Source organism: Streptomyces sporangiiformans, from assembly GCF_005768555.2.
GTDB lineage: Bacteria > Actinomycetota > Actinomycetes > Streptomycetales > Streptomycetaceae > Streptomyces > Streptomyces sporangiiformans.
Genome location: NZ_VCHX02000348.1, coordinates 38,703 through 59,458, shown reverse-complemented (window position 1 = coordinate 59,458; position 20,756 = coordinate 38,703). Strand labels below are relative to the sequence as shown.

Below are 20,756 nucleotides of genomic sequence, written 5' to 3'. Positions count from 1 at the left end.
CGTGGCAAGCCTGTTGACACCGGTGCGGACACCGGGCGGCCGGGCCGGTCTCACCCGGCTCGGCTGCCTGGCCGCCGTACTCAGCACCGTCGGGCTGCTCCCCTGGCTCTCCGGCCGCGACCCCGCGCTCACCGTGCTGCGCGCCCGGTCGGCCGAGCAGGAGGCGACGGCGGAGGCACTGGCCGCGATCCGCGCGGACCTCGGCCTGGACGCGGGCCCCCTGTCCCTGCTGGGGAGCTGGGCCTCCGGGCTGCTCCGCGGCGACCTCGGCACCTCCTGGGTGTCGGGCACCGATGTGCTGCCGTCGGTCGTCGCCGGGCTCCAGGTGTCCCTGTCCCTGATGGGCGCGGCTCTCGGCGTGGCACTGCTGGTGACCTGCGCCCTGGTGGCCCCCGTACTCGTCCGCGGCCGGGGGTCGGGCGGCGCGTTCGCCGCGATGCTCGCGGCGGTCCCCGAATTCCTGCTCGCCACGGTCGCGCTGCTGGTGTGCGGGGTCTGGCTCGGCTGGCTGCCGACGGCCGGCTGGCAGGGCCCCGTGTACCTGGTGCTGCCCGCGCTGGCCCTCGGCGTGCCCGCGGGAGGACTGCTCGGCCGCCTGGTCGCCGACGCGCTGCCCGCGGTCCTCGAGGAGCGCTGGGTGGAGCTGTGGCGGGGTGCCGGGGTGCACAAGGCACGCATCTCGGCGGCCGCCCTCCGTCGCGTACTGCCGCCGCTGGTACCGCAGTTCGGCATGGTCGCCGTCGGTCTGACGGGCGGCGCGGTCGCCGTGGAGACGGTGTTCGCGGTGCCCGGCATCGGACGCATGGCGTTGGGGGCGGCCAAGTCGCAGGACCTGCCGCTGCTCCAGGGGGCGGTCCTCGCGCTGCTCACGCTGGGATTGCTCACGGGTGCGCTGGCGGCGCTCGTACGGCGCCGTCTGCTGGGCCCCGCGCTACGGGAGGCGGGTCTGACGCTGCCCGCGGCCCGCCCGGTCCGCGCGCACCCGGCCGTTCCCGTGGCGCTCGGTGCGGTCCTGCTGACCTGTATCGGCTGGGGACTGCTGCGCGACCCGTACACCGTGAACACGACCGCCCGCCTGCGGGCGCCGTCCTGGTCGCACCCGCTCGGCACGGACGGGCTCGGCCGTGACGTGCTGGCCCGGCTGGGGCACGGCGCGGCGTCGACGGTCGGCACCGCGGCCGCGGTCTGCCTGATCGGCCTGCTCCTCGCGCTCGCGCTGGGATTCCTGCCGTCCGTGGCGTCCGGGGCCTCGGACATCGCCAACGCCCTGCCGCCGGTCATCGCCGGCATCCTGGTCGCGGCGGTCGTGGGGCCCGGCACGGGCGGCGCGGCGCTCGCGGTGGCCGTGATCTCCTGGCCGGCGCTGTCGGCCCACGCGGCGGCGCTCGTCCAGGAGGTGCGCGCCTCGACGTTCCTGACCGCCCAACGCGCCATCGGCGCCACCCCCTGGTGGATCCTCACCCGGCATGTCCTGCCCTCCGTGGCGGCCCCGGTCACCCGCCACGCCCTTCTGCGCCTCCCGGGCATCGCCCTGGCCCTCGCCTCCCTCGGCTTCCTCGGCCTCGGCGCCCAGCCGCCCGCCCCGGAGTGGGGACTCATGCTGGACGAGTCCCGCGCGTACGTGGAGCGCGCCCCGTGGGCGGCCCTGGCTCCGGCGGTCGCGCTGGCGCTGCTGGCGGCGCTCGCGGTGTCGGCGGGGGCGTACGCGGAGGGCGGCGCCACCCGGGCCGCCTCGGTACGCGGCCGGTTCGCCCTCGCCTTCGCCTTTGCCGCGCGTCGTTCCCGCAAGGAGGCCCTCCAATGAGCAGCGAACTCCCGAGCATGGATCCCCTCCTCTCCGTACGGGACCTGCGCGTCTCCTTCGGCGCCGTCCAAGCGGTACGGGGCCTCTCCTTCGACGTGCACGAGGGTGAGGTTCTCGCCGTGGCCGGCGAGTCGGGCGCCGGAAAGTCACTGACGGCGCGGGCACTGCTGGGCATGCCGCCGCGCGGGGCCACGGTGACGGGGAGCGTACGGCTCGGCTCGGACGAACTCGTCGGCGCACCGCGCTCCGCACGCACCGCCCTGTGGGGCCGCCGCGTCGCCCTCGTCCCCCAGGACGCCCTCTCGGCGCTCTCCCCCGTACACCGCGTCGCCGACCAACTCGCCGCCGCCGTACGGTCCGTGGACCGGACGTCCCGCAAGGAGGCGCGGGCGAGGGCGGTGGCGGCGCTGGAGGAGGTCGGCATCCCGGCGGACCAGGCACGCGCGTATCCACACGAGTTCTCCGGCGGCATGCGGCAACGAGCGGTGATCGCCATGGCGATGCTCCATCAGCCGGACCTCGTCGTCGCCGACGAGCCCACCACCGCGCAGGATCCACAAACCCGGCGGCAGATGCTCGACCTGCTGGCCCGCCGAACCGGGGCCACGGGAACCGCCCTCGTCCTGGTCACACACGACCTCGACACGGCCCGCGAACACGCCGACCGGCTGCTGGTCATGTACGCGGGCCGGCTGGTCGAGGCAGGTCCTGTGGAGGAGGTGTTCGCGCGACCTCGGGCGCCGTACACGGCGGGGCTGCTGGCATCCGTGCCCGGTGAGGGGCTCGGGGCTGTGACATATGGGGCTCCGCCGCGTGGGCGCGGCCGGCCACAAGCGGCCGGCAGATTCCCCACCGCGCCTCCCGCGGAGCGCTTGGCGGAGCGGAGACGACTCCCAGCCATCGCCGGTGCTCCCCCCGCCCCCACCGACCTCCCGCCCGGCTGCGCCTTCGCCCCTCGCTGCCCCTTGGCGGACGCCACCCGCTGTCGTACGGAGCAGCCCGAACCGCAGACCCACGACGGGCGCACCGTCGCCTGCCACCGCTGGCGCGAACTGCCCGACGACCCCGCCGAGTTGTTCCTGGAGTCCCTGTGAGCCCCCTCCTGGACATACGTGAGCTCGTCGTCCGCCACGGACCGCGCACCGCCGTGGATCACGTCTCCTTCACCATCGACCCCGGCGAGACGCTCGGGCTCATCGGGCCCTCGGGCTGCGGCAAGTCCTCCACCGCCATGGCCGTACTACAACTGCGCCGCCCCGACGCCGGTGAGGTGTGGTTCGACGGGCAGGAGTTGACCGCACTGGACGAGCGTCGGCTGCGGCCGCTCAGGCCTGCCCTGCAACCCGTCTTCCAGGACCCCTACGGATCGCTCAGCCCCCGCCACAAGATCAGCGACGCCATCGCGGAGCCCCTGCGCGTACAGGGGAGTTGGGACCGTACGACCGGCCCCGCCCGGGTGGCGGAGCTGCTGGAGCGGGTCGGCCTGGACCCGGCCCACGGCGACCGCCGCCCGCACGAGCTCTCCGGCGGGCAGTGCCAACGTGCCGGTATCGCCCGCGCGTTGGCCTGCGAGCCGAAGCTCCTGGTCCTCGACGAACCGGTCTCCGCGCTCGATCCGTCCCTGCGCGCGGGCATCCTCAATCTCCTGGCCGAGCTGCAGGAACGCCTCGGCCTCGGCTACCTGTTCATCTGCCATGACATGGCGCTCGTACGCCACTTCTGCGACCGTGTCGCGGAGATGCGCGAGGGCAGGCTCGTCAGGACGACCGCTGTGACGTCGCCGTCCCCGCCGCGATGACCCGCCGCAGGCCATCGGCGAGTTCGTCGGCACTGGGCGCGGTCTCGGGGTCGAAGGTCCACTGGGCGATGAGCCCGTTCATCAGGGTCAGATAGAACTTGCCCACGGTGTCGACGTCCTCCTCGGAGACGTCCTCCTCCCGGCCCCCCATCAGCAACGGGATGATGCCTCGCGCCGCTTCGCGCTGCGCCACGGCCAGATGATCGCGCACCCCGGGCAGCTTGTCGCCCATGGCCAGGACCTCCATGCTGAGGTGCCACGGCGAACCGGGCTTCCGCATGGTGCCGATGATGTTCGACCACACCTCGTGGAACCGCTCCAGCGAGCCCGGCTCCGTGCTGGTGACGGCCCTCCCGCCCGCCTCGAAGTCGCCGGAGAGGTCCTCGACGATGGAGACGTACGCCTCCGCGAGCAGCGCGTCCTTCGACCCGTAGTGGTAGCCGATCGACGCCAGGTTGGTGCCCGACTCCTTGACGATGTCGCGCGCCGTCGTGCGTACGAAGCCCTTCTCCAGCAGGCAGCGCTTGGCGCCTTCGAGCAGATCCTCACGGTGTCCCATGCGGGCAGCGTACCTCCGCGACAGACAACCGTCCTAGACGTACGTATCAAACGGACGTCTTACACGCTCGTACTAGACAGCCGTTTAAGACGCCCGTACATTCCTCGGCATGACGAATCCGAAGGGCGCGACCACCACCCCCGCACCCCGTGCCGGACGCCGCGAGTGGACCGCTCTCGGCGTCCTGATGCTGCCGCTGCTCCTGGTGTCCATGGACGTCTCCGTCCTCTACTTCGCGATCCCGGCGATCAGCGCGGACCTGGAGCCGAGCGGTACGCAGCAGCTGTGGATCTTCGACATCTACGCGTTCGTGCTCGCCGGACTGCTGATGACGATGGGCTCGCTCGGCGACCGCATCGGACGCCGCAGGCTGCTCCTGATCGGCGCCGTGGCGTTCGGCGCCGCCTCACTGGTGGCGGCGTACGCGAACAGCGCCGAGACGCTGATAGCGGCCCGCGCGGTGCTCGGCATCGGCGGTGCGACGCTGATGCCGTCCACGCTGGCGCTCGTCCGCACGCTGTTCGTCGATCCGTCCCAACGCGCCAAGGCGATCGGCCTGTGGTCGGGTGTGATGACGGCCGGTGTGGCGCTCGGCTCGGTGATGAGCGGCGTCCTCGTCGAGCACTTCTGGTGGGGCTCGGTCTTCCTGGTCAACCTGCCCGCGATGGCGCTTCTGCTGGTTCTCGGCCCGCTCCTGCTCCCGGAGGCCAAGAACCCCGCCCCCGGCCGCTTCGACCTGCTGAGCGTGCCGCTGTCCATGGCCGCGGTGCTGCCGGTGATCTACGGCATCAAGGAGATCCCGTCCGAGGGCTGGAACGTGCGGTACGTGACGTCGGTGACCGTCGGTCTGCTCTTCGCCGCGCTCTTCGTCCACCGCCAGCGCACCATCGCGTCGCCGATGATCCCGCCCGCGCTCTTCCGCGGCCACGGCTTCGCGCCCGCCGTCTCGCTGAACCTGCTCTCCTCGTTCGCGATGATGGGCTCGGCGTACTTCACCACGCAGTACCTCCAGTCCGTGCTCGGCAAGAGCTCCATGGAGGCCGCGCTGTGGGGCCTGCTGCCCACCGTCCTGGTCGGGGTCGCGGCACCGGTCGCCGCCCAGCTGGTGCAGCGCGGCGTGAACCGGGCGTACGTCGTCACCGGAGGCTTCGTGGTCGGCGCCTGCGGTTACGGGATGCTGACCGCGGCCGGTACGGACTCGATGTGGCTGGTGCTCGCCGCCGCGGGGGTGATCGCCGCCGGAATCGTCGTCGTGATGTCCCAGATGATGGATCTGGCGCTGGGCACCGTCCCGGTCGAGAAGGCCGGCACCGCCACCTCGGTCCTGGAGACCGGTGCGGAGTTCGGCGGCGCGCTGGGCATGGCGGTCCTGGGCTCCATCGGCACCGCGGTCTACCGTGACGGCATCCCGGCATCGGCCCCCGGCCCGGCCCACGAAACCCTCGGCGGCGCGCTCGAAGTGGCCCGGCACCTGCCGGGCCACGCGGGCGAGGCCCTCGTGGCCACGGCCCGCGAAGCCTTCACCAGCGGAATGCAGGCAGCCGCGCTCGCCGCGACGGTGCTGCTGCTGGGGGCTGCAATCCTGGCGTCGCTGGCACTGCGGCAGGTGCGGGTCCGCGCTACGCGGGCCGCGGAGTGCGAGTGCGAGAAGGTCCTCGCCTGAGCGCGGCGCACACAAAACGCCGGACGGGCTGGAAGATCCAGCCCGTCCGGCGTTTGAGTACGAGGCCGTCAGGCCGACACGGGGGTCCGGGGGCGGAGCCCTCAGGGGCGGGGCAGCCTCAGACCAGGTTGACCGAGCGGGCCGACGTCGCGCCGATCTCCTCGGCCAGCTCGTTCAGGACGGACTGCGGAACCGTGTCGTCCACCGTCAGGACCGCCAGTGCCTCGCCGCCCAGGTCCGTACGGGCGACCTGCATACCGGCGATGTTGATGCCCGCCTCGCCGAGGATGCGGCCGAGCGTGCCGACGACGCCCGGGCGGTCGGCGTACTTGAAGACGACCATGTGGTCGGCGAGCGCCAGGTCCACGTCGTACTCGCCCACGGCGACGATCTTCTGGTGGTGCTTCGGGCCGGCGAGCGTACCGGAGACCGAGACCTCCTGGCCGTCGCCGAGGGTGCCGCGCACCGTGACGACGTTGCGGTGGTCCGGGGACTCCGAGCTCGTGGTGAGACGGACCTCCACGCCACGTTCCTGGGCGAACAGCGGGGCGTTCACGTACGACACCGTCTCGTCGACGACGTCCTCGAACACGCCCTTGAGCGCCGAGAGCTCGAGCACCTTGACGTCGTGCTGGGTGATCTCGCCGTAGACCTCGACATCGAGGCGGACCGCGACCTCGCCCGCGAGCGCGGTGAAGATGCGGCCGAGGTTCTCGGCGAGCGGCAGACCCGGCTTGACGTCCTCGGCGATGACACCGCCCTGGACGTTCACGGCGTCCGGGACGAGCTCACCGGCGAGCGCGAGGCGTACCGACCTGGCGACGGCGATACCGGCCTTCTCCTGCGCCTCGTCCGTCGAGGCACCGAGGTGCGGGGTGCAGACGACCTCGTCGAGCTCGAAGAGCGGGGAGTCCGTGCAGGGCTCCTTCGCGTACACGTCGAGGCCCGCGCCCGCGACGCGGCCCTCCTTGAGCGCCGAGTACAGCGCCGCCTCGTCGACGATCCCGCCACGCGCGGCGTTGACGATCCGGACCGACGGCTTGACCTTGTGCAGCGCCTCGGCACCGATGAGACCCACGGTCTCCGGGGTCTTGGGCAGGTGCACGGTGATGAAGTCCGACACCTCGAGCAGCTCGTCGAGGGACAGGACCTTCACGCCCATCTGCGCGGCCCGCGCGGGCTGCACATAGGGGTCGTACGCGACGACCCTCATGCCGAAGGCGGACATGCGCTGCGCGACGAGCGCACCGATGCGGCCGAGCCCCACGACACCGAGGGTCTTCTCGGCCAGCTCGACGCCCGTGTACTTCGAGCGCTTCCACTCGCCGTTCTTGAGCGCGGAGTTGGCCTGCGGGATGTTACGCGCGGTGGCCACGAGCAGGCCGCAGGCGAGCTCGGCGGCCGTGACGATGTTCGAGGTCGGCGCGTTGACGACCATCACGCCGGCCTTGGTGGCGGCGGAGACGTCGACGTTGTCCAGGCCGACACCGGCCCGGGCGACGACCTTGAGCTTGCCCGCGGCGGCGACGGCCTCGGCGTCGACCTTCGTCGCGGAGCGGATCAGGATGGCGTCGACGTCGGCGATGGCGGGGAGCAGCTCGGCTCGGTCCGCTCCGTTGCAGTGCCTGATCTCGAAGTCCGGGCCCAGGGCGTCGACCGTGGCGGGCGACAGCTCTTCGGCGATGAGTACGACAGGTTTCGAGCTCACGTGAGTCCTCACATGTCCAATGCGGACGGCCGTCCCGACGGCCGCATGCGGTGGAGGGGTAGGGAGTGGCCTCCGGACACTCCGGAGCCGCGTGGAAGACGCACGACGCTGTGGGCCTGACGCGTATCTAATGCAGAGTGTAGTGGCGTCGCGGGGGACGTCCTGCGCCTCCGCGGAAGGATCACTCGTCCGTGGCCGGCCGCCGTGGACAAGCGGTTACCGGAGGTTCGGCAAAGGGGCCGCAGCGGTTCACTGCGGCCCCGTGCCTACGGCTTACGCCTCGTCGTCATTGACCCAGCTCATGAGCTTGCGCAGCTCCTTGCCCGTGGTCTCCAGGAGGTGGTTCTCGTCCTGGGTCTTGTACTCGTTGTACTTCTTCAGGCCGCCGTGGTACTCGTCCATCCACTGCTGGGCGAACGTGCCGTCCTGGATCTCGGCGAGGACCTTCTTCATCTCGGCCTTGGTGGCGTCCGTGATGATCCGCGGGCCGGTGACGTAGTCGCCCCACTCGGCGGTCTCGGAGACCGACCAGCGCATCTTCTCCAGGCCGCCCTCGTACATGAGGTCCACGATCAGCTTCAGCTCGTGCAGGCACTCGAAGTACGCGATCTCGGGCTGGTAGCCCGCCTCGGTCAGCGTCTCGAAACCGGCCTTCACCAGCGCGGCCGTACCACCGCAGAGAACGGCCTGCTCACCGAACAGGTCGGTCTCGGTCTCCTCGGTGAAGGTGGTCTTGATGACGCCGGCGCGGGTGCCGCCGATGCCCTTGGCGTACGAGAGCGCGAGCGCGAACGCGTTGCCGGAGGCGTCCTGCTCCACGGCCGCGATACACGGAACGCCACGGCCCTCCTCGTACTGGCGGCGCACCAGGTGGCCCGGGCCCTTGGGGGCGACCATGCAGACGTCCACGCCGGCCGGGGGCTTGATGAAGCCGTAGCGGATGTTCAGGCCGTGGCCGAAGAACAGCGCGTCGCCGTCGCTGAGGTTGTCCTTGATGGACTCCTCGAAGACCTTCGCCTGGATCGGGTCCGGCACCAGGATCATGATGACGTCGGCCTCGGCGGCGGCCTCCGACGGCGTCACCACGCGCAGGCCCTGCTCCTCGGCCTTCGTCTTGGACTTGGAGCCCTCGTGCAGACCGACACGGACGTCGACACCCGAGTCACGCAGCGACAGCGCGTGGGCGTGGCCCTGGCTGCCGTAGCCGATGACCGCGACCTTGCGGCCCTGGATGATGGACAGGTCGGCGTCAGCGTCGTAGAACAGCTCGGCCACTTTGGGTTCTCTCCTTGTGTGCAGGTGTTGCGTCCCACCGTACGGCGGGAAAGGGAAGCGAAGTCCGGCGGTCTCGGAATACGGGCGGCCGAAGACCGTCGGCCGCCCGTTTCCCGGGTTATGCGGAGCGGTCCAGCGCGCGCAGCGAGCGGTCGGTGATCGAACGGGCGCCCCGGCCGATCGCGATCGTGCCGGACTGGACGAGCTCCTTGATGCCGAACGGCTCCAGCATCTTGAGCATGGCCTCCAGCTTGTCGCTGCCGCCGGTGGCCTCGATGGTGACGGCCTCCGGGGAGACGTCCACGGTCTTGGCGCGGAACAGATGAACGATCTCGATGATCTGCGAGCGCGTCTCGTTGTCGGCGCGGACCTTCACCAGAACGAGTTCCCGCTGAATGGCCGAGCCCGGTTCGAGCTCGACGATCTTCAGGACGTTGACGAGCTTGTTGAGCTGCTTGGTGACCTGTTCGAGCGGCAGGTCCTCGACATTCACCACGATGGTGATCCGGGAGATGTCGGGGTGCTCGGTGACACCGACCGCGAGCGAGTCGATGTTGAAGCCGCGACGGGAGAACAGGGCGGCGATCCGGGCGAGGATGCCGGGCGTGTTCTCGACCAGGACCGAGAGCGTGTGCTTGGACATTTCTCTGCGTCTCTTCTCTGTGTCTCTGCTCTGTGGTCTCGCTCGCTCAGTCGTCTTCGTTGTCGCCGAAGTCGGGGCGGACGTCCCGGGCGGCCATGATCGTGTCGTTCGAGGTGCCGGCGGCGACCATCGGCCAGACCATCGCGTCCTCGTGGACGATGAAGTCGATGACCACGGGACGGTCGTTGATCTCGTTGGCCTCCTGGATGGCCTTGTCCAGGTCGTCCGGGGACTCGCAGCGGATCGCGTGGCAGCCCATGGCCTCCGACAGCTTCACGAAGTCGGGGACGCGGGTGCCGGCACTGGGCTGCCTGCCATCGGCCTCGGGGCCGGAGTGCAGCACGGTGTTGGAGTAGCGCTGGTTGTAGAAGAGGGTCTGCCACTGGCGGACCATCCCGAGGGCGCCGTTGTTGATGATGGCGACCTTGATCGGGATGTTGTTCAGGGCGCAGGTGGTGAGCTCCTGATTGGTCATCTGGAAGCAGCCGTCGCCGTCGATCGCCCAGACCGTACGCTCCGGCTGCCCCGCCTTGGCGCCCATGGCGGCCGGGACCGCGTAGCCCATGGTTCCGGCGCCGCCGGAGTTGAGCCAGGTCGCCGGCTTCTCGTACTCGATGAAGTGCGCGGCCCACATCTGGTGCTGGCCGACGCCCGCCGCGAAGATCGTGCCCTCCGGGGCGAGCTGTCCGATGCGCTCGATGACCTGCTGCGGCGAGAGCGAGCCGTCCTCGGGCTGGTCGTAGCCGAGCGGGTAGGTCTCGCGCCAGCGGCTCAGGTCCTTCCACCAGGCGCTGTAGTCGCCGGTGTTGCCCTCGCTGTGTTCCTTCTGCACGGCCTGGATCAGGTCGGCGATGACCTCGCGGGCGTCACCGACGATCGGCACGTCGGCGGCGCGGTTCTTGCCGATCTCGGCCGGGTCGATGTCGGCGTGGACGATCTTGGCGTACGGGGCGAAGCTGTCCAGCTTGCCGGTGACGCGGTCGTCGAAGCGGGCTCCGAGGGCGACGATCAGGTCGGCCTTCTGCAGCGCGGTGACGGCGGTGACCGAACCGTGCATGCCCGGCATTCCCACGTGCAGCGGGTGGCTGTCGGGGAATGCGCCGAGCGCCATCAGTGTGGTGGTGACGGGCGCTCCGGTGAGTTCTGCGAGGACCTTCAGCTCGGTGGTCGCGTGCGACTTCAGGACGCCGCCGCCGACGTAGAGGACGGGTCGCCTGGCCTGGGTGATCAGCCGGGCGGCCTCGCGGATCTGCTTGGCGTGCGGCTTGGTCACCGGGCGGTAGCCCGGCAGGTCGTGGGCGGGCGGCCACTGGAAGGTGGTCTGCGCCTGGAGGGCGTCCTTGGCGATGTCGACCAGGACCGGGCCCGGGCGCCCGGTGGAGGCGATGTGGAAGGCCTCGGAGATGGTCCGCGGGATGTCCTCGGCCTTGGTGACGAGGAAGTTGTGCTTGGTGATCGGCATGGTGATGCCGACGATGTCCGCCTCCTGGAAGGCGTCCGTGCCGATCGCCTTGGACGCGACCTGGCCGGTGATCGCGACCAGCGGCACGGAGTCCATGTGCGCGTCGGCGATCGGCGTGACCAGGTTGGTGGCGCCGGGGCCGGACGTCGCCATGCAGACGCCCACCTTCCCGGTGGCCTGCGCGTAACCCGTGGCCGCGTGACCTGCGCCCTGCTCGTGACGGACCAGCACGTGCCGCACACGCTGGGAGTCCATCAGCGGGTCGTAGGCCGGGAGGATCGCGCCACCGGGGATGCCGAATACCGTCTCGGCCCCGACCTCCTCGAGAGAACGGATGAGGGACTGCGCACCCGTGACGTGCTCGGGCGCGGACTGTCCTCCGGAACGGGGCCGCGGCTGCGGATGGTGGGCCCCGGTGGCCTGCTCGGTCATCGGCATTCTCTTCTCGATGCTGAGGGTTTTTGCGAGTTTTGTGCGGTGTACGACGGGTGCCTGTACAACAAAAAACCCCTCGTGCCATGAGGCAAGCGAGGGGAGCGCGCCGGGTAGGGTCGCTGGGAGTTCCGGTTCATCGTTCCGGGGTCCCAGCTCAGCCGACGCGCTTTCCAAGTACGAGAATTCGGGTGCGCATGGCACAGACCCTCTCCCCGTCACGCTATGCCTGTCAAGCAGGTGGGACGGGAGTCTCATTATGTGAGCGTAGGGCCGTCCCCGTCCCGTACACTCCCGCGGAGCCACCGGCCGTATAGGCACTGGCGCCCCCACCTGCGTAAACCCCGGCCACACCGCCGCCCACGAAGACCGGCTCGACCGAGCCGCCGGGCACAGGGTAATGACCGGAAGTGAGCGCACGGCGCAGCCGGTACTCGTCGACGGGCTCGGAGAACGCCCTGCCCTGCCCGTGCGTGCAGCCCATGTCGCGCAGGGCGACGGCCTGCTCGGGCAGATCCACGCCGTCCGCCACGGACTCCAGGCCGAGGTCGCCCGCGATCTGGAGCAGCCCTCTGGTGATCTTGTGCAGCCGGGCCGACTCGACGACACCCTCGACCAGACCACGGTCGAGCTTCAGTACGTCGACGGGGAGTCGGCGCAGTGCGGTGATCGCCGCGTAGCCGCTGCCGAAGCCGTCCAGGGCGATCCGGACGCCGAGGCGCCTGAGCGCGTTCAGCCGGCGCTCCAGGTCGTCCAGGGAGACCCGTGGGTCGGTTTCGGCCAGTTCGATGACCAGGGCTCCGGAGGCCAGGCCGTGCCGGGTCAGCAGGGCCTCGATGGAGCCGGGGGGCATGGACCGGTCCATCAGCCGCCGGGCGGTCATACGGACGGCGACGGGCACGCCGAGCCCGGTGGCACCGCGCTCCGCGGCCTGCTCGACAGCCTCCTCCAGCATCCAGCGACCGAGCTCCGCGGTGCGGTCACTGTCCTCGGCGACGCGCAGGAACTCGGCGGGCGTGAACAGCACGCCCTGGGCCGAGCGCCAGCGTGCCTGCGCCGCGACGGCGGTGATCCGGCCGGTGTTCAACGACACCACCGGCTGGTGCAGCAGCGCGAACTCGCCGTCGTGCAGGGCGGCCCTCAGCCGGGTCGCCAGCTCCGCCTTGCGGACCACGTCCTGCTGCATCTGCGGCGCGTACAGCTCGACGCGGCCCTTGCCCGCGGCCTTGGCGCGGTACATCGCGAGGTCGGCGTTGCGCAGCAGCTCGCCCGCTCCCAGGCCCGGTTCGGCGAAGGAGACGCCGATGGACGCGGCGACCCGGACGTCGTTGCCGTCGATGGAGTACGGCTGCGAGAGGGTGACCCGGAGGCGGTCGGCCAGCTCGAAGATGTGGTGTTCACGCGCGGTGCGGTCGCGTGTGCCGTCGCCGACGATGAGGGCCGCGAACTCGTCACCGCCGAGACGGGAGGCGGTGTCCCCCTGGCGCACCGCGTCCTGGAGTCTGCGGGCGGCCTGGACGAGCAGCTCGTCGCCGGCCTGGTGCCCGATGGTGTCGTTGACGGCCTTGAAACCGTCGAGGTCGATGAAGAGGACGGCCGTGCCGTGGTCGGAGGCGCGGCGACCGGAGAGGGCCTGTCCGACGCGCTTGGTGAACAGGGCGCGGTTGGGCAGGTCGGTGAGCGGGTCGTGTTCGGCGTTGTGCTGCAACTGGGCCTGCAGGCGCACCCGCTCGGTGACGTCACGGCTGTTGAAGATGAGGCCGCCGTGGTGCCGGTTCACCGTCGATTCGACGTTGAGCCAGCCGCCGTCGCCGGACTTGAAGCGGCACTCGATGCGGGTGGTGGGCTCGTCGGCCGGACTCGCGGCGAGGAACCGGCGCACCTCGTGCACGACGCAGCCGAGATCCTCGGGGTGGATGAGCGAGGCGAGTTCGCTGCCCTCGAGTTCCTCGGCGGCCCGCCCGTAGACCCCGGCGGCGGCCGGGCTGACGTACCGGAGGATGCCGTTCGGCGCGGCGATCATGATGACGTCGCTGGAACCCTGCACCAGGGAGCGGAAGTGGTTCTCCTTGTGTGCCAGTTCCTGGGCGAGGGTGATGTTGTCGCGGAGCATGATGCCCTGGCGCACGACGAGGCCGAGCACGACCGTGCCGCCGGTGATGAGCACCACGCGGTCGACGCTGCGGCCGTTGAGCACGTTGTAGAGAATGCCCAACGTGCAGACGGCAGCGGCGAGATAGGGCGTGAGCGCCGCCAGTGAACCGGCGATGGGCCGGCCGGCCGGATACCGACTGTGGCCTGCTTCTTGGAGGGGCACATGAGCCGGTTGATCCTGGCGAGGCGCATGGGCCGGCTGGGCCATCTGATCCTGGCGGGGCACATGGGCCGGTTGATCCTGGCCGGGCACTTGTGCCGGTTGATCCTGGCCGGGCACTTGTGCCGGTTGCTCCTGGCGGGGCCCTGGCACGTAGCCGAACACCACGCGCGGGAGCCCCTCTTCTTCTGTCTGTCCGTGGCGCTGCCCCACCCAGGGGGCGTACGCGAGCAGCAGTGAACCGGCGAACCAGCCGGCGTCGAGCAACTGCCCGGAGCGATAACTGTTGTGCAGCAGCGGTGAGGTGAACAGCGCGTCGCACATCACCGTCAGGGCGAGGGCGCCGATCGCGGTGTTCACCGCGGACCGGTTCACCGAGGACCGCCTGAAATGCAGGGCCAGCACCATGCTCACCAGCGCGATGTCCAGCAGCGGATACGCGAGCGACAGAGCGGTGTGCGCGACGCTCGGCCCCTCCACCCTGGCCGCCTGGGCGAGCGCGAGGCTCCAGGCCAGCGTGAGCAGGGATCCGCCGATCAGCCAGGCGTCCAGCGCCAGACAGACCCAGCCGGCCCTGCTCGCCGGGCGCTTGGCGAGAACGAGCAGTCCCACGATCGCCGGCGGCGCGAAACACAGGAAGAACAGGTCGGCGTAGCTCGGGCTGGGCACCGGTATGCCGAGGACGACCTCGTACCACCCCCAGACGAAATTGCCCGCGGCCGCCATGGCGGAGGAGAGTGCGAACAGCAGCCATGCGGGTCGAAAGCGGCTGCGGGGTGTGCGGGCGGACAGGAAGCAGGAGACGGCCGCCGCCGCGGCCGCCGCGCTCAGCCCGAAGTCGCCCATGACCAGCGCGAGAGTCTGCGAACCCCAGCCGAACGAGGCACCGATGGCGTATCCCGCGCACACCAGGACCAGTACGAGTTGCGGGACCATGCTCGTGCCGCCGCCGGAGACCGGGCGGCGTGCGAGCAGTGCCCCCTGGGAGCTCACTGCGTCTCTCCGGTACGCGCCGCCCCCGAGTCCCTCTGGTCCCGGCGTGCCGGATGTGCGTGCCGCCTGCGGCTGCCGTGCCGCGGGCCGTGGTGGTGACAGCTGTGGCCGCGACTGCTGGGTACGCGCCGGGGTCGCCGTCGGCGGCTCCGCCGCGTCGGATCGTTCGTCCATAGGCCGTGCATCGCCCGTCGCCCCCCTCGCAGTCTGCTTCTCGTCCCCGGCGCCGCATGGTGCGCGGCGCATCCCCTGTCGGGACGATACACCAGTCTCGTCACTCAGGGACATAGCCCCTCTACGCTCCGTGACGACCAGCAGCGATGCGTGCACTGCCCGCAATCAGGAGACTGCGGAGGGTGGCTGATACGGCCTACGCACCCGTCGTAAGGACCACGTTGCGCAGTGGCTCCCGGTTCACGAACCGGTTGAACTGGTCAACCAGCAGGCGCTTGGCGCGCGGCAGGAACGCGGACGTCGGGCCGCCCACGTGGGGACTGATGAGTACGCCCGGCGCATGCCACAACGGGTGCCCCTTGGGCAGCGGTTCGGGATCGGTGACATCCAGGGCCGCCCTGATCCGGCCGCTCTCCAGCTCCGCGAGGAGCGCCTTGGTGTCGACGACTCCGCCCCGGGCGACGTTCACGAGCAGCGCGCCGTCCTTCATCCGCGCCAGGAAGTCGGCACCCACCAGACCCTTGGTCTGCTCGGTGAGGGGGGTGATGATCACCACGACATCGAAGTCCGGAAGGAGTTCGGGCAGGACGGTGATCGGATGCACGGGGCCGCGCTCCGTCTCGCGTGCGGAGCGCGCGACGCGCGCCACCCGCGCCACCTCAAAGGGCGCGAGCCGTTCTTCGATGGCGGAGCCGACCGAGCCGTACCCGACGATCAGGACGGACTTGTCGGCCAGCGCCGGACGGAAACCGGACCGCCACTCCTCACGGTCCTGTCCGCGTACGAAGTCGGGGACGCCTCGCAGCGAAGAGAGGATCAGTGTGAGGGTGAGTTCGGCGGTGCTGGCATCGTGCACCCCGCGCGCGTTGCACAACTGCACGCCCTTGGGCAGCTGTCCGAGGCCCGGCTGGACGTGGTCGATACCGGCCGACATCGTCTGCACGACCTGGACGGACGTCATCCGGGCCATGGGGCGCACCGAGATCTCGCTGCCCTTCATATAGGGCACGACGTAGAACGCGCAGTCGGCGGGGTCGGCGGGAAACTCCTGCTCACCGTCCCAGAAGCGATAGTTGAGGCCCTTGGGGAGGCCGTCGATGTCGTCTGCGTCGAAGGGGAGCCATACATCGGGAGTCATGCTCAGGAGGCTATGCGAAACAGCAGGGGACGCAGAGGTTAGTTTGGGGGACCAGGAAAGGGAGGGTACGGCCAGGTGGATCGCAGGACGATCGGGGCGGCGGCGCTCGAAGTGGGTGCCGTCGGCCTCGGGTGCATGCCGATGAGCTGGGCGTACTCGGGTTCTCAGCAGCGGGGCGAGGAGTCGTTGCGGACCGTGCACACGGCCCTCGACCGGGGCTCGACCCTCCTCGACACCGCCGACATGTACGGACCGTTCACCAATGAGCTGCTGGTGGGCCGGGTGCTGAAGGAGCGGCGCCCGGAGGCCTTCGTCTCCACCAAGTGCGGGCTGCTAGTGGGTGAGCAGCACATCGTGGCCAACGGCCGTCCCGGATATGTGAAGCGGGCCTGCGACGCCTCGCTGCGGCGGCTGCAGACGGACGTCATCGACCTGTACCAGCTGCATCGCGCGGACCCCGAGGTGCCGGTCGAGGAGACATGGGGCGCGATGGCGGACCTGGTGTCGGCGGGGAAGGTGCGGTCCCTCGGGCTGTGCGCGGTGGGCGCCCGCTCGGGCCGCCGCTCCGGGGCACGCCTGCACGACGGAACGATCCGGCAGCTGCAGCGGGTGCAGCAGGTCTTTCCGGTGAGCGCGGTGGAGGCAGAGCTGTCGGTGTGGTCGCCGGAGGCGCTGGACGGACTCCTGCCGTGGTGCGAGGCGCGCGGCATCGGCTTTCTGGCGGCGATGCCGCTCGGCAACGGTTTCCTGACCGGGACCCTGACGCCCGGCGGTGGCTTCGAGCCCGACGACGTACGCGCCCGGCACCCTCGCTTCACCGCCGAGATGATGGCCGCCAACCAGCCGATCGTGGCCGGTCTGCGCCGCATCGCCCGGCGGCACGGCGACGAGGTCACCCCGGCGCAGGTGGCTCTCGCGTGGGTACTCGCACAGGGACGGCACGTGGTGCCGGTGCCGGGCGCCAAGCGCGAGCGCTGGGCCGCCGAGAACGCGGGGGCGGCCGGGCTGCGGCTGTCCGCTCAGGACCTCGCGGAGGTGGCGGAACTGCCGTCGGCTCAGGGATCTTGGGACTGAGCGGCCCGGGGGCAGGTGCGGGCGGCCCACGGCATGAGGGAGGGTGGTCTGGGGACGTGTAAAGGTCTCGCCGCGATCCGCGTCCGGAGATCGGGAACCTGTGAGGCGGTTGCGGTGTATGAACAGTAGAACCTGCCGCGTCGAAGGGATCCTGATCGTGCGACATCGAGCTGTGACCGCCGTCTTGGCCGCGGCCGCGCTTCTGCTGACGGCCGGGTGCTCCTCGGGCGACGACGAAAAGGGCGGCGGCTCCTCGGCGGGCGCCTCGGATCCGGGCGCCTCGGCGCCGCCCTCGCGGGGGAAGGGGGAAGACGCCGCGCCGGCGAAGGGCTCGGCGAAGGTCGTGCGGACCGTCACCGAGGGCCTGAACAGCCCGTGGGGTCTCGCGCCGCTGCCCGAGGAGGATGCCCTGCTGGTGTCGTCGCGGGACGAGGGCACGATCCTCCGGGTCGACACGAAGACCGGCAAGAAGACGGAGCTCGGTACGGTGCCGGGGGTCTCCCCCGCCGGTGAGGGCGGTCTGCTGGGCATCGTGCTCTCCTCGGAGTACGCCTCGGACCACATGGTCTACGCGTACTTCACGAGCGCCTCGGACAACCGGATCGTGCGGATGCCGTACGACCCCAAGAAGCCGGCGGGCCGGCAGCTGGGCGCCCCCGACATCATCCTGCGGGGCATCCCGAAGGGCACGAACCACAACGGCGGCCGCCTCGCCTTCGGCCCCGACAAGATGCTGTACGCCACGACCGGCGAGCGGTACGAGGGGCCGCTGGCGCAGGACAAGAAGTCGCTGGGCGGCAAGATCCTGCGCATGACCCCGGAGGGCGAGCCGGCACCGGGCAATCCGTTCGGCGACTCCCCCGTCTACTCGTACGGACACCGCAACGTCCAGGGTCTCGCCTGGGACGGCAAACAGCGGCTGTGGGCCTCGGAGTTCGGCCAGGACACCTGGGACGAGCTGAACCAGATCCGGCCGGGCGGCAACTACGGCTGGCCCGAGGTGGAGGGCAAGTCCGACGACTCCCAGTACATCAACCCGGTGGCCCAGTGGCCCGTGGCCGACTCCTCGCCGAGCGGCATCGCCATCGCGGAGGGCTCGGTCTGGATGGCCGGCCTGCGCGGCAAACGCCTCTGGCGCATCCCGCTGGACGGCACGACGGCCGCGGCGGCCCCGCAGGCGTTCTTCGAGGACGTCCACGGCCGCCTGCGCACGGTGGTCTCCGCCGGCGGGGACAAAATGTGGCTGATGACGAGCGAGACGGACGGCCGGGGGACCCCCGAGTCGGGGGACGACAAGATCCTTGAGCTGGAGGTGAAGTAGGCCGGCGGCAGCCGCCGTCAGTCCTCGGGCGGCTGGGTGGGCGACTGGGGCTGCGCCTGCGTCGGCAGGCGTACGACCACCTTGCCGGAGGACAGGTCTATCGGCCCGCGTCCCGGGTCACCGTCGTTCAGGTCCACGCGCGTCAGCTCCAGCCGCCTGCGCTCGTCGTTGGTGTGCTTGCGGCCTGGTGCGAAGAGCTCCTCGAACATGTTGAACACGGCGCCTCCCTGGGCCCGGGGTCCTTTACAACGTATACCTCACCCTGTCGCTTGGGCAGCGGGCGCCTCCGGAAGCGCGAACAGCCGCAGCCGGTGCGCCACTGCCGCCGCCTCGCCCCGGCCCGAGACGCTCAGCTTGGCGAGGATGTTGGAGACATGGACGCTGGCCGTCTTCGGGGAGATGAAGAGTTCCTCGGCTATCTGGCGGTTGCTGCGGCCGGCGGCGACCAGACGCAGGACGTCACGCTCACGGCTGGTGAGGCCGAGCGCCTTGACCTGGTCGACGTGGGTGAGGGCGGCCGGCTCCTGGTCGCGCGCCAGGACGAGCCGGGCGCGCCGCGCGAGCAGAGAGATGGACTCGGCCAGCGGGCGGGCGCCGAGGTGGTCGGCGACGGCGAGGGCCAGGCGCAGCAACTCCGCGGCCCGGTCGCGCTCGTCCTCGCCGCCGGCGGTCAGCAGGGACTCGGCGAGGCGCAGCCGGACGCGGGCGAGGTCGTAGGGGCGCTCGAGCGGTTCGAAGGCGGTGACCGCCTCGGACCATACGGGCGGGGTGTCCCTGCCTTCGGCGCGCTGGAGTTCGGCGCGGACCCATTGCTCGTACGCGAGCCAGACGGGTGCGCCGGTGGCCAGTGACTTGGCCGCCGTGCGGATGCGGTCCACGGTCTCGGTGCGGCCCGGTGCGGCGACGGGCAGTCCGCGGGCGTCGGCCTCCGCGCCGGCGGCGGCCAGCAGCGACACAACCGCCGAGTGCCATGACGGCGCCGTCGCGGGCGGCCGTGGCGGCGAACTCCTCGATGAGCCGGGTCTTTCCGACGCCGGCCTCACCACCGAGCAGCAACGTCTGCGGCTCACCCGCGGCAGCTCGCGCGAGCGCATCGTTCAGCGCGCCCATTTCGTCGGCGCGACCGACGAAGACCGGACTGACGGACCTGGTCTGCACAACATCGAGCATCGCACAGGCCCCTGACAGACCGGCAGCGATTATTGCCCGCGGCTCGGCGGGTCGCTGCGGCGGGACTTCCGCACGTCCCTGGGGTTCGGGGTCCGCGCGTCCCTGGAGTTCGAGGTCCGCACGCCCCTGGAGTTCGGGGTCCGCACGCCCCTGGAGTTCGGGGTCCGCGCGGCCCTGCGGATCGCGGGCCGCGCGACGCTGCGCCGGGAGTCCCCCCGGGCTCCCGGCCCCGGCGTCTTCCCCGGGCGGGGTCACGCCGCGCGGGGGAAGCGGTGGCGGCGCGGCTGCGAGTGGCTCACCTGCCCTTCGGGATCGTCCTTCGCCGAGCGGCGGGCGGCGCGGCGGGCGCTTACCGCCTGCCGCGCCAGACGGTAGTTGTCGGCCTCGCGGATCAGCTCGGCGGAACGGATCTGGTGGAGCTCGTACGCGAACATCTCGTACCCCTCGTGAAGAGTCGGTTTCGGCTTCGCTCGTTGCGATGCCTCAACCTTCGTCTCCAAGGGGGGTCCGCCACATCGGGAGAGTTCCGCATCTTCCGCGTACGAGGGGCCTTAGGCGCACCGTAAGCGGCTTACGGCGAACCTAAGGCCCCTCAGGACGTGCGGTTGTTCAGCCGGTGGGGGCGGAGGGAAGGGACAGGAGGATGTCGGTGTACTTCAGGGCGGCGAGCAGCAGCCCGATGACGCCGAGCGAGACGCCGGCCCAGGCGACCGACTTGACCCAGGGGGCCTGCAGCCGGTCCGGGTTCCCGAACGCGGGCCGGACGAGCACCACGACGCCGACGATCAGCGCGGCGAGCGCGAAGAACCCGGCGACCGCCGCTTGGGCGTTCCAGGAGTCGCCGTACAGCTGCTTGAGCTGTGTGCCCACGCCCGAGTTCTGCGCGACCTCCAGCTGGCCGTACAGCGAGTCGCGTGCCTGGGCCACGGTGCCGACCCAGCTGCCGGTCAGCGAGACGATGCCGAGCCCGGCGGAGACGACGGCAGCGGCTCCCTGGCCCACGCCGGAGCCACCGGTGTCCGTACCGGCGCCCTCGTCGAAGTCCGGGCCCGTCTGCTCGCTCTCGTCCCGCGCCTCGACGTCGGCCTGGTCATCGGCCGTGTCGGCGTCCTTCGTGAGCTCTACGTCCTCCTTGTCGCGCTTCGCCTCGGTGCCGGTGTCGACTCCGGCCTCGTCAACTGTCTTGGTACCCATGCTCCGCACCGTACGGACGCTGTATGAGAAGTCT

16 protein-coding genes and 2 pseudogenes are annotated in these 20,756 nt (G+C 70.9%); 6 read left to right on the top strand and 12 right to left on the bottom strand.

The window, feature by feature from the left end; translation table 11 throughout:
- Nucleotide 1: 1 nt before the first annotated feature.
- From FGD71_RS45395 to FGD71_RS45385, 3 genes are read left to right on the top strand one after another with little or no spacing between them, the layout of a single operon-like run.
- Entirely contained in the window at nt 2–1,804 is a 1,803-nt protein-coding gene (locus FGD71_RS45395; protein WP_420878408.1) for an ABC transporter permease subunit, read from the top strand.
- Entirely contained in the window at nt 1,801–2,898 is a 1,098-nt protein-coding gene (locus FGD71_RS45390; RefSeq protein WP_119106478.1) for an ABC transporter ATP-binding protein, read from the top strand. The genes FGD71_RS45395 and FGD71_RS45390 overlap by 4 nt, the downstream gene beginning before the upstream one ends.
- Nucleotides 2,895–3,602: an ATP-binding cassette domain-containing protein gene (locus tag FGD71_RS45385; RefSeq protein WP_181359405.1), complete on the top strand. Its 708-nt coding sequence runs from the start codon at nt 2,895–2,897 to the stop codon at nt 3,600–3,602. Before FGD71_RS45390 ends, FGD71_RS45385 begins: the two co-directional genes overlap by 4 nt.
- Here FGD71_RS45385 and FGD71_RS45380 read toward each other — a convergent pair.
- Nucleotides 3,562–4,161, bottom strand: coding sequence for a TetR/AcrR family transcriptional regulator (locus FGD71_RS45380; protein ID WP_119106476.1), 600 nt, complete (start codon nt 4,159–4,161; stop codon nt 3,562–3,564). The genes FGD71_RS45385 and FGD71_RS45380 overlap by 41 nt on opposite strands.
- A 109-nt stretch (nt 4,162–4,270) precedes the next feature.
- Between FGD71_RS45380 and FGD71_RS45375 the strand changes: the two genes are divergently transcribed.
- Nucleotides 4,271–5,824, top strand: a complete 1,554-nt coding sequence (locus tag FGD71_RS45375) for an MFS transporter (RefSeq protein ID WP_119106475.1) — start codon at nt 4,271–4,273, stop codon at nt 5,822–5,824.
- A 118-nt stretch (nt 5,825–5,942) separates the two neighbouring features.
- Here FGD71_RS45375 and serA read toward each other — a convergent pair whose 3' ends face one another.
- The 6 genes from serA to FGD71_RS45340 form a co-directional block, all read right to left on the bottom strand.
- Nucleotides 5,943–7,532 (bottom strand): phosphoglycerate dehydrogenase, encoded by a 1,590-nt coding sequence (gene serA, locus FGD71_RS45370; RefSeq protein WP_119106474.1) that lies wholly within the window; start codon nt 7,530–7,532, stop codon nt 5,943–5,945.
- Between the two features lie 273 nt (nt 7,533–7,805).
- A complete protein-coding gene (gene ilvC / locus FGD71_RS45365; RefSeq protein ID WP_119106473.1) occupies nt 7,806–8,807 on the bottom strand; it encodes a ketol-acid reductoisomerase in 1,002 nt (333 codons plus the stop codon).
- Between the two features lie 118 nt (nt 8,808–8,925).
- A complete protein-coding gene (gene ilvN, locus FGD71_RS45360; protein WP_119106472.1) occupies nt 8,926–9,450 on the bottom strand; it encodes an acetolactate synthase small subunit in 525 nt (174 codons plus the stop codon).
- A 46-nt stretch (nt 9,451–9,496) separates the two neighbouring features.
- Complete coding sequence (locus FGD71_RS45355; protein ID WP_119106471.1) at nt 9,497–11,350, bottom strand: acetolactate synthase large subunit; 1,854 nt, start codon at nt 11,348–11,350, stop codon at nt 9,497–9,499.
- A 226-nt stretch (nt 11,351–11,576) separates the two neighbouring features.
- Nucleotides 11,577–14,594: a putative bifunctional diguanylate cyclase/phosphodiesterase gene (locus tag FGD71_RS45350; protein WP_162931412.1), complete on the bottom strand. Its 3,018-nt coding sequence runs from the start codon at nt 14,592–14,594 to the stop codon at nt 11,577–11,579.
- 427 nt (nt 14,595–15,021) lie between these two features.
- On the bottom strand, nt 15,022–15,963 hold the full coding sequence (locus FGD71_RS45340; protein ID WP_119106469.1) for a 2-hydroxyacid dehydrogenase: 942 nt from the start codon (nt 15,961–15,963) through the stop codon (nt 15,022–15,024).
- A gap of 75 nt (nt 15,964–16,038) precedes the next feature.
- Here FGD71_RS45340 and FGD71_RS45335 point away from each other — a divergent pair, with 75 nt between their 5' ends.
- Nucleotides 16,039–17,037 (top strand): aldo/keto reductase, encoded by a 999-nt coding sequence (locus FGD71_RS45335; protein WP_119106468.1) that lies wholly within the window; start codon nt 16,039–16,041, stop codon nt 17,035–17,037.
- 118 nt (nt 17,038–17,155) lie between these two features.
- On the top strand, nt 17,156–18,358 hold the full coding sequence (locus tag FGD71_RS45330; RefSeq protein WP_119106467.1) for a PQQ-dependent sugar dehydrogenase: 1,203 nt from the start codon (nt 17,156–17,158) through the stop codon (nt 18,356–18,358).
- A 17-nt stretch (nt 18,359–18,375) separates the two neighbouring features.
- Here the strand turns inward: FGD71_RS45330 and FGD71_RS45325 are convergent, their stop codons facing one another.
- From FGD71_RS45325 to FGD71_RS45310, 5 genes and pseudogenes are all read right to left on the bottom strand, one after another.
- Complete coding sequence (locus tag FGD71_RS45325; protein ID WP_119106466.1) at nt 18,376–18,576, bottom strand: DUF6191 domain-containing protein; 201 nt, start codon at nt 18,574–18,576, stop codon at nt 18,376–18,378.
- 39 nt (nt 18,577–18,615) lie between these two features.
- A pseudogene (locus tag FGD71_RS45320) lies at nt 18,616–19,308 on the bottom strand (helix-turn-helix transcriptional regulator); the annotation flags it as partial.
- Between the two features lie 55 nt (nt 19,309–19,363).
- Nucleotides 19,364–19,468: pseudogene (locus FGD71_RS49520) on the bottom strand (ATP-binding protein); the annotation flags it as partial.
- A gap of 311 nt (nt 19,469–19,779) precedes the next feature.
- A complete protein-coding gene (locus tag FGD71_RS45315) occupies nt 19,780–19,962 on the bottom strand; it encodes a hypothetical protein (protein WP_119106464.1) in 183 nt (60 codons plus the stop codon).
- 175 nt (nt 19,963–20,137) lie between these two features.
- On the bottom strand, nt 20,138–20,722 hold the full coding sequence (locus FGD71_RS45310; protein ID WP_119106463.1) for a hypothetical protein: 585 nt from the start codon (nt 20,720–20,722) through the stop codon (nt 20,138–20,140).
- Between the last annotated feature and the right edge of the window lie 34 nt (nt 20,723–20,756).